10 protein-coding genes are annotated in these 14656 nt (G+C 47.9%); 3 read left to right on the top strand and 7 right to left on the bottom strand.

Annotated elements, in window-relative coordinates:
* Positions 1–26 precede the first annotated feature (26 nt).
* Positions 27–1529, top strand: a complete 1503-nt coding sequence (locus K0O23_RS15535) for an exonuclease domain-containing protein (protein WP_246597151.1) — start codon at positions 27–29, stop codon at positions 1527–1529.
* A gap of 100 nt (positions 1530–1629) precedes the next feature.
* On the opposite strand, the gene K0O23_RS15530 is transcribed toward K0O23_RS15535, so the two are convergent.
* The 6 genes from K0O23_RS15530 to K0O23_RS15505 are packed head-to-tail and all read right to left on the bottom strand — an operon-like array spanning position 1630 to position 9692.
* Entirely contained in the window at positions 1630–2577 is a 948-nt protein-coding gene (locus K0O23_RS15530; protein ID WP_219878361.1) for a 1-phosphofructokinase family hexose kinase, read from the bottom strand.
* 45 nt (positions 2578–2622) lie between these two features.
* Positions 2623–5028 carry a glycoside hydrolase family 65 protein gene (locus K0O23_RS15525; protein WP_219878360.1) on the bottom strand — a complete coding sequence of 802 codons (2406 nt, stop codon included), beginning with the start codon at positions 5026–5028 and terminating at the stop codon, positions 2623–2625.
* The gene (otsB, locus tag K0O23_RS15520; RefSeq protein WP_219878359.1) at positions 5021–5848 is read right to left on the bottom strand and encodes a trehalose-phosphatase; all 828 of its coding nucleotides are present in this window, start codon (positions 5846–5848) and stop codon (positions 5021–5023) included. The genes K0O23_RS15525 and otsB overlap by 8 nt, the downstream gene beginning before the upstream one ends.
* Positions 5845–6600 carry a beta-phosphoglucomutase family hydrolase gene (locus K0O23_RS15515; RefSeq protein ID WP_219878358.1) on the bottom strand — a complete coding sequence of 252 codons (756 nt, stop codon included), beginning with the start codon at positions 6598–6600 and terminating at the stop codon, positions 5845–5847. The genes otsB and K0O23_RS15515 overlap by 4 nt, the downstream gene beginning before the upstream one ends.
* Positions 6601–6649: 49 nt before the next feature.
* Positions 6650–9454, bottom strand: coding sequence for a cation-translocating P-type ATPase (locus K0O23_RS15510; RefSeq protein WP_219878357.1), 2805 nt, complete (start codon positions 9452–9454; stop codon positions 6650–6652).
* A gap of 52 nt (positions 9455–9506) precedes the next feature.
* Entirely contained in the window at positions 9507–9692 is a 186-nt protein-coding gene (locus tag K0O23_RS15505; protein WP_219878356.1) for a hypothetical protein, read from the bottom strand.
* 372 nt (positions 9693–10064) lie between these two features.
* Between K0O23_RS15505 and pgi the strand changes: the two genes are divergently transcribed.
* Together pgi and K0O23_RS15495 are read left to right on the top strand one after the other, a co-directional pair.
* Positions 10065–11723 carry a glucose-6-phosphate isomerase gene (pgi, locus tag K0O23_RS15500; RefSeq protein ID WP_219878355.1) on the top strand — a complete coding sequence of 553 codons (1659 nt, stop codon included), beginning with the start codon at positions 10065–10067 and terminating at the stop codon, positions 11721–11723.
* 99 nt (positions 11724–11822) lie between these two features.
* Positions 11823–13424, top strand: coding sequence for a hypothetical protein (locus K0O23_RS15495; protein ID WP_219878354.1), 1602 nt, complete (start codon positions 11823–11825; stop codon positions 13422–13424).
* Between the two features lie 312 nt (positions 13425–13736).
* Here the strand turns inward: K0O23_RS15495 and K0O23_RS15490 are convergent, their stop codons facing one another.
* Positions 13737–14648, bottom strand: coding sequence for a DUF58 domain-containing protein (locus K0O23_RS15490; protein ID WP_219878353.1), 912 nt, complete (start codon positions 14646–14648; stop codon positions 13737–13739).
* Positions 14649–14656 lie beyond the last annotated feature (8 nt).

The raw sequence follows: 14656 nt of genomic DNA, 5'->3' as shown, positions 1-14656 counted from the left end.
GGCCAATAACAACACCTACTGCATAATTGAAACGGAATACTAAAAAAATTGGTTTAGGAGGAGAGCCATCGGCCAAGGCTGGTGTGCCTGATGAAACGGACATAACTCCCAACCATTTGTACGCGATAATTGACATTGAAACAACAGGCGGACAGCCTGCCCAGGACAAGATTACAGAGATTGCCATTTTTATACACGACGGCCACCAGGTTGTTGACAAGTATAGCACTTTGATAAATCCGCAAAGATCTATCCCTTACTTTATTTCGCAGCTCACCGGCATAACCGACGAAATGGTAAAGGATGCGCCTAAATTTTACGAGGTGGCCAAGGAAATCGTGGAGTTTACCGACGGTAAAATCTTTGTAGCCCATAATGTGCGTTTCGACTATTCCTTTATCAAAAAAGAGTTTGCCGATCTGGGTTATACTTTCCAGCGTAAAACCCTTTGTACCGTTCGCCTTAGCCGTAGCCTTATTCCCGGATTGCCTTCTTATAGTCTGGGCAAGCTTTGCAAAAGTATAGACATCCCGCTTACCCAACGCCACCGCGCTATCGGCGATGCCGAGGCTACTGCCAAACTGTTTGATAAACTTATCAAGATAAACCGCCCTGTAGTGGATGGTAACATGCACATGGCAGCAGAGCCCTCCCAGGCTATTAAACAGGAGATAAAAACATCGTTGCTGCCACCAAACATCTCTAAAGAGCAGATAGATGCCCTGCCCATGGTGCCAGGTGTTTATTACTTCCATAACGAGCAGGGCGAAGTGATCTATGTGGGTAAAAGTATAAATATCCGGAAGCGGATTGTTCAGCACTTTAACATCGATTATAAAAGCCGTAAGTCCTTGGACTTTAAGAACAACATTGCAGACATTACTTACGAGCTGATGGGCAATGAACTGGTGTCGCTGTTGTTTGAGTCTGCGGAGATAAAACGGATGAAGCCGCATTATAACCGGCAGCAACGCCGCAGCGTGTTCAATACCGGCATATTTGTGTACCAAGACAGTGACGGCTATAAAAGATTGACCTACGGCAGCATAAACAAAGCCGATAATGTGAGCATGACACCGATCATCGCCCTATCAAACTTTTACAAGGCAAAGGGGTTCCTGTTCCATAAAGTATCTAAGTTTAACCTCTGTCAGAAACTATGCGACCTTTATAAAACGAGTGGGGCCTGCTTTGATTTCCAGGTGCACCAGTGTAACGGCGCCTGCATCGGAAAAGAGTCTCCGGAAACGTATAATATGCGTGTTGATGCCGCTCTGGATTCCTTTACCTATGAGCACAATAGCTTTGTGATAATTGGCAAAGGCCGAGAGCCCGGCGAAAAATCTGTGGTAGTAGTAGATCATGGCATTTACCTGGGATTTGGCTTCGTAGACGAAACATTCTCAGCCTCCTCGCTTGACGATTTTAAGGGCGCCATTACGCGCTACAACGACAACAAAGATATACAGCAGATTATCAGAGGACATATGCGCGGCAAACACAAGGATAAAGTGATCGTGTTTGAGTAAAAGGGCTGGATGTTAGGTATTGGTTATTGGTTATTAGATAAAAGACAAAAGACATTATACTTACAGCTGCATCTGATGTCTAAGAAAATCTTATTCGTAATTATACTTCTTTATGCTCCATCAGCCACTTATAAATTTCTTCGGTATCTTCTTTGCGGCAAAGTTCTGAGCCAGGCGTCATGGTAGCGGCTGTACCCGCGGCTACGCCATAGCGTACTACTTCATCCAGGGGGCAACCTTTTAATAAACTCATCACAATCCCTGCTACCATACTATCCCCTGCACCAACGGCACTTTTCTGTGGCATGGTTGGCGGCACCACATAACTTATACCTTCTTTAGAAGCCAGCATAGCACCACGTGGTCCCAGCGATACCACCAATACTTTACATTTTCCCTCATCAAGCACCTGTTTGGCAATTTCTTCCTGCTCCATGGCTGATATCTGATCTTTACCTGCCAGGGCTGCCAGTTCGCCTAAGTTAGGTTTAAGCAAGTATACACCCTCTCCAGCCGCTTTCACCAGTGCTTCGCCTGATGTGTCTACTATCAGCCTGAAATCTTTTTTGTGGGCAATCTCGGCAAGGCGCAGGCAAAAATCATCAGGCACTCCGGGTGGGAGGCTACCACTGGCTATTACATATTGCGGCACCTCTCCCTGTGGCATCTGCTCCAGTTTTTCCAGGCACTGCATCCATTCATCTTCGTAGGTTTCGGGGCCTGGCATGCCAAACCTGTACTGGTCGCCTGTGGCGGTTTCCATTACCATCAGGTTCTCCCTCGACCAGTTTTTAGTCCTTACCGTCCAGCTGGTTATACCTTCCGCATCCAGCAGCTTACTAATCATTTCACCGGATGGCCCGCCAGACAAAAACCAGGCACACGATTCGCCACCCAATTTCTTCATGGCACGTGAAACATTGATACCTCCCCCACCCGGCTCAAACACAGGTTCTTCACAGCGCAGTTTTTTCTCGGGGAGCACCTGAGTAACCTTTGTGCTTTTATCTAGTGCAGGATTAAGTGTGATAGTAATGACTTTGTGCATAGTATGGATTAAAATTTGTGATCTTGTATGTATTGTACAGGCTATTTAATCTCTTTTAATGTCAAACTCACGCTTCTCGCCGGTTTTGAAAGTATACACCTGCCCCTGTACACCTATTTTCACTTGCTTAGACCAACCTTTATCGAACGTGATAACCATTTTATCGTGCGTAAAATTTAGCGAAAGCCAGTGGCTGCGGTATCGTATCTGGAAATTAAGGCACTCTATCTCATCTGGCAGCACAGGGTTAAACCACAGCACCTTATCGCGTATTTCAAGGCCTGTATAGCAACGCTGCACCAGGTCTACGGTACCGGCCATGGCTCCTAAATGTATACCCTCCGAAGTAGTGCCTCCCTGTATGTCTTCTACATCACTCATCAGCGCAATCTCAAAGTTTGTCCAGGATCTTTTGCGGTCTGAGCGGGCCAGTACCCAGGAGTGCACAATTTTGCTTAAGGTAGAGCCATGCGACGTTCTGGCTTCATAATAGGCGATGTTATCTGGTATTGTTTCAGGTTTAAAGCCGTAGCCCATACGCTCAAAAGTACTGGTTAATTCTTCGGAAGAGAACAGGTAGAACAGCATGAGTACATCGGCCTGCTTACTGGCCTTATACTTATTTACGTTGTCGTTCTCGCTTTCCAGAATACGATCCAGGCGCATGGCCTCGCCATACTTTGCTTTGTACTCCTCCCACGGAAATTCATCTAACTGCTCATACCCCTCAAATTGTGCAATAACATTACTCTCGCCTATAAAAGGCACGTACATGCGCTGGCTGATGTGCTGCCAGCGTTCCAAATCTTCCGTAGAGATGGAACACTTATCCATTAACTCCGCTACCCGTGAAGTATCCAACATTTTAGAAACTTTTAAGGCACACTGTATCACCCATACGGCCATCACGTTGGTATAAGCATTGTTGTTTAGGCCTGGCGCTTCTGAGCCTGGGTATTCAGTATGATATTCGTCAGGGCCTACTACATTCCGGATCTCGTAGCGGCCTTTTTCCTGGCTGAAGATGGCAATGGTAGACCAGAACTGTGCGATCTCGAAAATGACCTCTGCTCCGTAAAAAGTAAGGAACTCCCTGTCGTGGGTGGCCTGGTAATACTGCCATACATTATAGGCAACGGCTGCGTTTATGTGCCGCTGTAGAAAAGTGTTATCCGGCACCCATCTGCCCGACTTTGGATTGAGGTGAATGATCTGGCTCTCTTCGCGGCCATTGCTGCCGCTTTGCCACGGGTACATAGCGCCGCGATAACCTGCCTCCACTGCTGCGTACCTTGCCTCAGGTAGCCTACGATACCGGTACATTAGTAAGGCTATTGTAAGGTCGGGCAGGCGCAGGTTCAAAAAAGGGAAAATGAAGAGTTCATCCCAGAAAATATGCCCACGGTACGCCTCGCCGTGCCACCCGCGAGCCGGCACACCAACATCACGCCCCACTGTATTGGCAGAAACGGTTTGCAGCAAATGGAACACATGTAAACGCAGCACCGGTTGCACCTCCTGGTTACACGCCATTTCAAGATCACACCGCTTCCATACCCGTAGCCACGCGCGGCGGCTGGATGCCAGAAGCTGGTCAAAACCGCCTAGGCGTTCGATCTTTTCGCAGGCTTCTAGTAAAGGCTCTGAAATGGCAAAATCCCTGGAAGTATAAATCAGCACGACTTTCTCCACAGCTATGGCCTGCTTCTGGCTACAACTGACCCGAAGCACCTGTTCAGCATAATCAGGCTCAACTATACTTTGCCGCGGTACCTCCTGCCTTTTACCATCATAGTATACTGTAGTACGCGCAGCCTGCGCCATTCTTAACTTAGACTGCGTGGTCTGGGCAACCAGGTATATGGTGTCTTCGTCCAGTTGGTCTGCTTTAATAGGCTCCAGGTGCCTGCTCTCCAGAGAGCGGTAGCGAGCCACACCACTGTTGATCACTCTTCCATCCAGGGCAGTTCTTATTTCGATCTCACCGGACCAGTTAAGCGGGGTTAATTCCCAGGCCTGGGCAGCCAGGTGCGGGTTAGCCATACTTACAAAGCGCCGGCTCACAAGCAGTGTCTCACGCTGGGCTGTATCCTGAAAACGAATGGTTCTGGTTAGCAATCCCTGCTTCATATCGAGTTCCTGGATAAATTCCAGCACTTGAACTTTTGACAGGCTAAACCATTCTTCTCCAGCAACTCTGAACGAAAGCGGCAACCAGTTGGGCCAGTTAACCAGGTCTTCGTTCTCTATTTTTTCACCGGACACCGTAGATACCAGCCGGTTGTAGCCTCCTGCCAGGTAAGTGCCGGGGTAATGCACTTGCTCATCTGCATTCTCCTCCTCAAAGGCTCCCCTTGTGGCAAAGTGCCCATTCCCAAGCGTACAAAGCGCCTCCCGCAAAGGCTGCTGTTCGGGGTCCCAGGCGTCGTATGTTATTTTCCATTCAGACATCTTCTTGTTTGCTGAGGTGTTCAGTCAGACTTTTAAGAAACTCCTCAACCTCCTCTACACTTTCCAGCCTGTACTCGGCCGCCGTCTGCTCATCGTGCTCGCCTACCAGAATACCTATCCCTTTCCCTTGCAGTTCGGCAAAGGCATCTTCGTCTGTAATATCATCGCCGATGTAGAGTGGCACAATTCCAGGTTTATTCAGGCCGAGTTCTTGCAGCAGCCAGCTCACGGCCTTGCCCTTGTGCCAGTCCAGGTTGGGTTTTAGTTCGATGATCTTTTTGCCAAGACCTTCTTTTAGTTGGGGATGTTCTTTTAAGACAGTTGCCGTAACCTGCTTTACTTCGTCTATGTGGCTGTCGGACACGTTGCGGTAATGCACGGCAATGGCGTAGCGTTTACGTTCCACCATGGCTCCCTCAATGTGGCCGAGTTTCTCTTTTAGCTTTTCTGCGGAGGCATCAAGCGCTGGTAATGCTGTTTTCGCACCGCCAGGTTCTGTTTGCATGTTGCCTGGTCCGGAGATGTCGAAGCCATGTGAGCCAGCAAAGTATAAATTATCAAGCTGTACCAGCCTTGCCACATCAGCCCTGTCGCGGCCGCTTACGATGGCCACGCTGCATACCTCTGCCAGGCCTTGCAGCGTTTGGCGCATGCTGTCGCTAAGTATGGCTTTATCCGGGTCTTTTACGATGTGAGTCAGGCAGCCGTCGTAATCCAGGAACACGGCAGGCTTTTTACCAGCCAGCAGGTCCGGTATACTTTGCAGTGCAGAAGGTAGTTTTTGCGGATCGTGCTTTACAGGGCCAGGTTGATTTTTCATGTGTTGCTTATCGGAAATTTTTGCAGCGCCACTGTGGCGCCGTGTTCTAAAAGTTCGGATGGATTACCTGTGCGATCAACGCCTACTACCAGTGCAAAGCCACCTGCCTTACCGGCCTGTACCCCTGCTATGGCATCTTCAAAAATAGCCGTCTCTTCAGGAGAAACCTTCAGTTGCCGGGCAGCTTCCACAAATACATCCGGGGCTGGTTTGCCTTTCAGGTTTAGCTTTATCGCCTCCACCCCATCTACGCGCGCATCAAAAAGGTGTTCTATTTTGGCGGCGGCAAGTATGGTTTTGCAGTTTTTACTCGCAGATATCACGGCTGTCTTTTTACCCGCTTTACGCTGTTGCTTAAGCCACGCAATTGTGTCTGGGTATAATTTAACGCCGCCTTGCTTCACCAGTTCCTGAAAGTATAGATTTTTAAGATTTCCCAGGCCTGCCACTGTTTCTTTGCCGGCTTCATCTTCCGGGTTGCCTTCCGGAAGTATAATATCCCGCGAGGCAAGAAAATTACGCACCCCATCATACCGCGGAATACCATCAATGTACTGCCGGTAATCCGTTGCTATTTCCAGCGGCGGGTATACTTTACCATCGCGTGCAGCACGTTCGGCCAGGTAGTCGTCAAACATTCTTTTCCAGGCGTTGGCATGTACCTGCGCTGTCTGGGTTATTACGCCATCCAGGTCAAGTATCAGTGCTTTTATATTCTTTTCTGATAGGAGTTGCTCTATACTTTTCTCCATTTAAATAATGGCCTTTGCGATTTATACTTTATTTATACTTTGAGCTCTGTTATACTTTTTGCTTTTCATTATTCTCGTCTTTCATCCATTCCTCCCCTTCCGGTATATCTGGCTGCTGTTTTCCGAAGCGTATTTTTTTATAGATCTCAGCGATCCAGATCACGGTACTGGACAATAAAAATATAACCAGCAGATCAGGAATCGGTAGCGGATCGAACCGGAACAGGTTACTTAAAAATGGTGTGTAGACCACCAGCAGTTGCAGGGCCACCGACACCACAAATGCGATGTTTACATACTTGTTGCTAAAGGCCCCAATGGTGAACAAAGACCTGTCGATGGAGCGCATGTTAAAGGTGTTGAAGACTTGGGTCATGGCGATAACGAGGAAGACCGCAGTGCGGGCTATTTCGGCGCCTTGGGGCAGGTAGTAGTAGAAGGCACCCAACGATAGCCCCAGCATCACCGCACTCATCAGCAACAGATACGGAACAACAGATTTATCCAGGATGTTAGCATCTTTTTCTACAGGCTTCTGTTTCATTATCTCGCCGTGGCCACGCTCTGCTGCAAGGCCCAGTTCCATGACCCCGTCGGTTACCAGGTTTACCCAGAGTATCTGCGTGGCTGTAAGCGGAAAAGGCAAGCCCATGGTTATGGCTACTATAAAGACAAATACGAAGGCAAAGTTGGTAGTGAGCAGGAAAAAGCTTGTCTGCCGCACATTCTGAAACACAATACGGCCCTCGCGGATAGCACGCACAATGGTGGCAAAATTATCGTCTGATAGCACGATATGGGATGCATCTTTGGCCACATCGGTTCCCCGTATGCCCATGGCTATGCCTACATCGGCACGCTTCAGGGCCGGGGCATCGTTCACACCATCGCCGGTCATGGCTATTAGGTGGCCTTTTTCCTGCAGGTGCTCGGCAATGCGCAGCTTGGTGTTGGGGCTTACACGCGTAAAAACAGACACATTATCTACCAGTTCATCAAAGTCATTTTCCCGGTCTTCCAACTCATCTTCCTGCATGGCCTCCGGATAATCCGAATTCTCATTTTCAGGTTCCAGAATGCCTACCTCCCGGGCAATGGCTGCGCCGGTTTTCTTATGGTCTCCGGTTAACATCATGACCCTGATACCTGCCGACTTGCAGGCTCCTACTGCCTTCCGCACTCCACCTCTGGGCGGATCGACAATGCCTGTAATGCCTACCCAAACCAAACCGTCTACCTGCTCTGCACTAACGCTATCTATTCCTCCTTCAGCTTCTTTATAGGCTAGTGCCAGCACGCGCATGGCATGGTCTGCCCAATCGTCCATCTTGTCCTGGATCTGTTGCCGCTGGTCTTCTGTCAGCTCCCGGGGCCCATCTGAGTCTAATATGTGGGAGCTTAGCTTTAATATTTTTTCCGGCGCCCCAACTACCAGTATTTCCCTTTTCCCGTCGGTTTCCACCAAGGTTGCCCTGAACTTCTGTTCTGAGCTGAAAGGTAGGTCATCCAATTGTTGAGCCTCAGGTAGCGCGCCTTCATTTTTAGCTTCTGCTTTTTTGGCAAGTACAAGCAGGGCTATCTCAGTCGGGTCGCCGGAAGCCTTATCGTCTTCGCTTTCCTTATCATTTTCTTCATCTGATCCTGCTTTATCCTTATCACCTGAGAGGCGCGCGTTGTTACACTCTTTAGCTATGAACAAAAGCTTTGCAAGCACTGCGTTTTCTGAAGTGCTTACCGACTCCTCATTATGCGTAATATCACCTTCGGTTGCATAGCCGGAGCCAGACACTTCCAGCTCAGTATCATCACCCAGGAAAATGCTTTTTACAGTAAGTATACTTTTGGTGAGCGTGCCGGTTTTATCGGTAAGTATAACAGAGATAGAGCCCAGCATTTCGGTAGCGGTAAACTCACGGATAATGGCATTCTGATCGGCCATGCGCTTGGCTCCTATAGCAAGCACAATAGAGATCACTGCCGGCAAGCCTTCCGGAATAGACGAAACTAGTGTAGCCACCGTTATCAGCAGTACTTCTTCAAAGGCATAATCCCGCACATAATAGCCAAGTACAAACACCACCAGCGAAGTTACAATGGAAATAACTGCCATCTGCTTGGCCAGCCGCTGTGTTTTTTTCCGGAAGTTAGTGGAGGTTGTTTTGATGTCGCCCAGCGATTTGGATATCTTACCGAGCTCAGTGTGCGGGCCTGTTCCGGTAACCACAGCAGTGGCCGTGCCGCGCGCCACATGCGTGCCTTTAAACAGCATGTTCAGCCGGTCACCCAGGTTGCTTTTCTCGGGCAGCGGGTCTGTTTTCTTTTCAATAGGGAGCGATTCTCCAGTAAGCGAGGCTTCTACGGTTTGCAGGTTTTTACCGGAAACCAGACGCGCATCGGCGGGTATGCTGTCTCCTTCTTCCAGTTTGATGATGTCGCCGGGCACCAGTTGCTTTGCCTCAATGGTTTTGGGTTTTCCATTACGCAGTACAGTGGTCTCCTGCTTAATCATGTTCTTCAGGGCAAGTATGGCCTTCTCTGCTCGATACTCCTGCAGAAAACCAAGTACAGCATTAAACAGAATAACGCCAAGTATGACGTATACATCCACGCGCTGGTCGGCATACCAGGCTACGCCTGCAGCCAGGAAAAGTATAAGTATAAGAAAGTCCTTGAACTGCTTGAGGAAAAGCAGCACAGGATTTATACCTTCCTTGCCGGTTAATTCATTGGGGCCTACTTTATTCAGCCGCTGATTTGCCTCTTCTTCCGTCAGCCCTTCTTTTGTGGCCTGCAGCTTATCAAGCGCCTCATCTACAGGAATGCTATGATAGGGATACCTTTGATCTAACTCCATACATCAGGCTGATTTCAGCAAACGGTTTATTATAGTTTATTACGTTTACATGCTAAGGAATACCTTCCGTGCGTTCCTGAGGTGGAATATCCGGGCCCTGCTCCGGCCTTGTTGAGCTTGTTCTGCCACCAGTAATATATCCTGTTGGCCCCGGAGGAGTGCGTTTGCCATCATCCTCTCGAAGTATTCCTTTTTTCTCTGCCCCTTTACGGGAAGTGTGCTTCTTATCGTTTTTCATAAGTATAATCTGAATTAAATTACCTGCAAAGGCGGTGTATTATACTTTGCATAATAGCTTTTATACATCGCTTTGCTGTTAGTTTAAGTGTTTACGGTAGTTAGTACCTGTCAGGATACAAACAGCTTAAGTATTAGCAGGTTTAGCTGCTGCTAAATAACTTACAGAGCATACTTTTTACATCCTGAACAAATCAGCTCCATACTTTGCACGTCGCATAATATTCATTTTTTTGCATATACCTGATTTATACCGTTAATTTGAGAGATGCCTGTAAAGTGTAAAACAAGTATAAACACTACTTTCGCAACCCGAAGCCCCGAAAAAGAGTAGTTGAGCCCGAACAGGAATCACGAACATACCCGATACACGATGTTAAAAAATTACCCTCCAACCAAAGCCAAAACCTGGCAGAAACTTCAAGATCACTACAAGGCTCTACAGCCTGTGCACTTGAGCGAAATGTTTGCCCGGGATGAGCAGCGCTTCGAAAAATTTTCCCTGCAGTTTGAAGACATACTCTTTGACCTATCAAAGAACCGCGTAACCAAGGAGACGCTGGACCTGCTGGTAGAGCTGGCGGAGGAAATGGATTTGCCGGCTGCGATAGAAAGTATGTTTGGCGGTGATAAAATTAACGCAACCGAAAACCGTGCTGTACTGCACACGGCACTGCGTAGTTTTTCGGCAGAAGGCTTGGAGGTTGACGGTGAAGATGCCTCCGGAGAAGTAAAAGACGTGCAGCAGCAAATGAAGCGCTTCTGCGACAAACTGCACAGCAGCGACTGGAAAGGCTATACCGGAAAATCCATCAGCAAGGTAGTAAACATTGGTATTGGCGGCTCGCACCTGGGTCCGCAAATGGTAACAGAGGCGCTAAAAAGCTACCAGAAAGATGGCATCGAAGTATACTTTATCTCGAACGTAGATGGTACCGATGCCTCAGAAGCACTCAAAAAGCTAGATCCGGAGACGACACTATTCATCATTGCTTCCAAAACCTTTACCACAAAAGAAACCATTGCCAACGTCGAGACTGCACGCGACTGGTTTCTTAAATCTGCCGGTGACAGAGAGCATATAAAAAAGCATTTTGTAGCCTTATCTACAAACACCAAAGCAGTCGCGGAGTTTGGCATAGCCCCGGAGAATACGTTCAGGTTCTGGGATTGGGTGGGTGGCCGTTTCTCGTTGTGGTCTGCCATTGGACTTTCTATTGCCTGTGCAATTGGCTACGACAAATTTGAGGAGTTGCTGCGCGGCGCCGAAGCCATGGACAAGCACTTCCGAAAAACTGACCTGCGCAAAAACATACCTGTGCTAATGGGCATGCTGAGCATCTGGTACACTAACTTTTTCGGGTGCCAGACCCATGCCATACTTCCTTACGACCAGTACCTGCGGCTGCTACCTGAGTTCCTGCAGCAACTGCTGATGGAGAGCAACGGAAAAAGCGCCAGCCGCGACGGAAGTGATGTAAATTACCAGACGCAGCCTGTAATTTGGGGGGCAGCCGGCACAAACAGTCAGCATTCTTTTTTCCAGCTCATACACCAGGGTACATTTCTAATTCCATGTGATTTTCTTGCACCCGTTAACAGCAACAACCCGATTGGCCAGCACCATACCATGCTCCTATCTAACTTCTTTGCCCAGACAGAAGCGCTCATGAAGGGAAAAACAGCAGAAGAAGTACGAGCAGAACTGGAGGCTAAAGGCAACCTGAGCCAGCAGGAAATAGAGGACCTCATCCCTCACAAAGTTTTCGAGGGCAATAGGCCAACCACCTCTATTATGTTCCATCAGCTAAACCCTTATACGCTGGGTGCGCTGCTGGCCATGTACGAGCATAAAACGTTTGTGCAGGGCGTTATCTGGAACATCTACAGCTTCGACCAATGGGGCGTGGAACTTGGCAAGCAACTGGCCGGTAAAATTGAGGAAGAACTTTTGGATACAGGTGTAAAAGGCAACCACGACAGCTCCACCAACAGCCTGATAGCTTACTACAGAGAACACCGCAAAAAATAAGTATAGCTAAAAAGTATAAAGGTTCTTCTAAAACTGCGTATGACGAAAGTACTATGGTAGCATCTTTATACTTTTTGGTTCTAACTTAATTCTCTCTCTGTGCAGATTACGCTCTATCGGTTGGTATTACTGCTGTTTATGGCCTTTGCTTTGGGTAGCTGTGCCGACGAAAACTTTTTTCAGAAGGATGCCCTTGCCACAGTAGAAGAACTAAAAGAGCTAAGCCCTGCCACTAATGATAGTGTTTGGGTGATACCCGGAAGGCATTATGACCGCAGCGGCTTCCATCGTTTTTTCTGGGGAAACCACAACCGCGACATTTGGGCAACACCGGTTAAACTGCCTGTATTTAACTTACACACCCTGCACGGAGGCCTTAAAGTAGAGAAAAAAGGCGGCGGTTACCAATCCACAAGTTTCGAGCTTTCCGATAGCACAGGCCGCGTATACGCTCTCCGGTCCATCGATAAAGACCCTATACATGTGGTAAGCAAGTTCTGGCAACCTACCTTCGTCAGCAATGTGCTCCGCGACCAAACCTCAGCCGGCAACCCCTACGGCGCCGTGGTAGTTCCCATACTTGCTGAGGCAGTCGGACTACCTCACTCAAGCCCCAATTTATACTATATCAGTGCCGCCGATACCAGTTTTGGAGAGTATAATAAGCTTGTGCAAGGCAAAGTGTTTTTGCTGGAAAACAAGTTTGAAAGTCCTGCTGATATAACGCTATACTTTGACGGTGTTGTGGATTTTGAAGATTCTGAAGATGCCCTTCGAAAGCGCTTCCAAAGCAACCACTACCATTTCGACCAGAAGACTTTTGCAAAGGCCAGGCTATTTGATATGCTGCTCGGCGACTGGGACCGGCATAAAGGCCAGTGGGACTGGGCCGTGAAACCGCAGGGGCACGACACCTTATTTGCTCCGATACCAAAGGACCGCGACCAGGTTTTTTTCAGGATGCACGATGGTCTGATACCTTCCATTGCCACGAGCAAAATAATGGCCCGTAAATTCCACTCCTTCGACGACGACTTCAGCGATGTAAAGGCCTACATGATAAATGCCCGGTTTATAGATGAAAGATTGTTAAACGAAGTTACCCGAGAAGAATGGCAGAAGATTGCCCAGCAAATGCAACGCGATTTAACAGACCAGGTGATAGAAAAAGCAGTGCGCCAGTTGCCTGCTACTGTTTATACTTTAAAAGGAGAAGAGATAGCACATAACCTTAAAAGTAGAAGAGATCTGTTACCCAAAGCTGCAGAGAAAGCCTATGCGCAACTGGCCCAAAAAGTAACTATTGCCGGATCAGATAAAGAAGAGCATTTTGAAGTAAAACGCCTGGATGATGAACGCACCGAAGTAACCGTAACACGACCTGCCTCGGGCAATACCCCTTCAAAAGTAATTTACCACCGCATTTTTAACCGCAAAGAAACTAAACAGATCATACTTCACGGCCTGGTCGGGGCAGATAAATTTATACTTTCCGGCAATGTAAAAGAGGGTATCCTGGTGAAAGTATACGGAGGCCTTGGCGACGATGAAATAACGGACAGATCAAGTGTACAGGGCTGGAAAAAGTATACCGAAGTATACGATACCGAACGAGGAAACGAAATAGAATTCGGCTCAGAAACAAAAGACAAAACCACCCGCGACGTACGCGTTCATGCCTTTGACAGAGAAGGGAATTGATTGTTAATTGCTGGTTGTTCGTTGATCGATATTCGGGAATGTAGAAACGCAATACATTGCGTCTTTTTTGCTACAAGGCAGCGCATTTTAAAGTTCGCAATAGCAGACATCTCAAAGTATGAAGTATAATTCACGGAAGTCTGAAGATTTCCCATAACTCTAAGTCACAAGCGATACTTCGTGTAACACATGCACCAAGGGGATAATAATCAAGGGAAAACCAATATCCAATAACGAAACTTACCGCCCTGTAGCAAATAAGACGCAACGTATTGCTTCTCTACATTACCAATAACGAACAACCAATAACGATCAACGAACCTTAGCTCTTTTTACAAGGTAAGAATACAGCACTTTATCGAAGGGTTCGCTGATATCTACAGGTATAAAATCGATCTTATACTGTCCGCATTTTAGAGCCAGCTCTTTTTTGTAGCTTTCTACGGCAGTGCGGTAGTGGTCGCGAACCTGAGAGGGTTGCAGCTTTAACTCCTGCCCTGTTTCAGAGTCTACGAAAATGTATGGCCGCTCTGCAAATTCGAACTCCTCCTCTGTTTTTCGGTCCATCACATGAAAGAGCAATACCTCATGCTTCTGGTGTTTCAGGTGCTGGAGGGCAGCGAAAATAGTATCGCTATCGTCGAGCTTGCTTAGCATGTCGCTGAAGATGATGACCAGTGAGCGCTTCTGTATCTGCTGCGCAATCTGGTGCACTACCTCTGCCACATTGGTGTCTTTGGCAGTTGGCTGTTGCTCCATTTGCTTTTGCAGTAATAACAGCAACGTGTGCAGGTGCGATGCGGTAGAGCGAACTGGTGTTTGCAGCTCTATCTTATCCGAGAAAGTAACCAGACCTACAGCGTCGCGCTGCTTGCGCAAAAGCGTAGCCAGTGCAGCCGCGCAAAGTATAGAAAAAGTGAGTTTGCCGTTGTTTTCGGCGGGGTAATACATCGACGGCGACACGTCCAGCAGCATGTGGCAGCGCAGGTTCGTTTCTTCCTCATAGCGTTTTACAAACAGCTTATCGGTGCGGGCAAAAACCTTCCAGTCTATGTGGCGGGTACTTTCGCCGCTGTTGTAGAGGCGGTGCTCCGAAAACTCTACCGAAAAACCATGGTAAGGTGACTGGTGCAGGCCTGTAATAAACCCCTCTACCAACTGCTTTGCCAGAAATTCCATGTTCTCGAATTTCTGAATGTCGGCTAGCGTTAAGGGCTTTTTCATAAAAACAG

This window comes from Pontibacter aydingkolensis (assembly GCF_019443125.1).
Classification (GTDB): Bacteria; Bacteroidota; Bacteroidia; order Cytophagales; family Hymenobacteraceae; genus Pontibacter; species Pontibacter aydingkolensis.
This window is presented reverse-complemented; position numbering and strand designations above follow the sequence as displayed.

What these genes read in the sequence shown, in the direction of transcription:
- K0O23_RS15515 (WP_219878358.1), bottom strand. Translation starts at nt 6,600, where the DNA reads ATGGAGAAAAGTATAGAGCAACTCCTATCAGAAAAGAATATAAAAGCA.
- K0O23_RS15510 (WP_219878357.1), bottom strand. Translation starts at nt 9,454, where the DNA reads ATGGAGTTAGATCAAAGGTATCCCTATCATAGCATTCCTGTAGATGAG.
- K0O23_RS15505 (WP_219878356.1), bottom strand. Translation starts at nt 9,692, where the DNA reads ATGAAAAACGATAAGAAGCACACTTCCCGTAAAGGGGCAGAGAAAAAA.
- pgi (WP_219878355.1), top strand. Translation starts at nt 10,065, where the DNA reads ATGTTAAAAAATTACCCTCCAACCAAAGCCAAAACCTGGCAGAAACTT.
- K0O23_RS15490 (WP_219878353.1), bottom strand. Translation starts at nt 14,648, where the DNA reads ATGAAAAAGCCCTTAACGCTAGCCGACATTCAGAAATTCGAGAACATG.
- K0O23_RS15525 (WP_219878360.1), bottom strand. Translation starts at nt 5,028, where the DNA reads ATGTCTGAATGGAAAATAACATACGACGCCTGGGACCCCGAACAGCAG.
- K0O23_RS15530 (WP_219878361.1), bottom strand. Translation starts at nt 2,577, where the DNA reads ATGCACAAAGTCATTACTATCACACTTAATCCTGCACTAGATAAAAGC.
- otsB (WP_219878359.1), bottom strand. Translation starts at nt 5,848, where the DNA reads ATGAAAAATCAACCTGGCCCTGTAAAGCACGATCCGCAAAAACTACCT.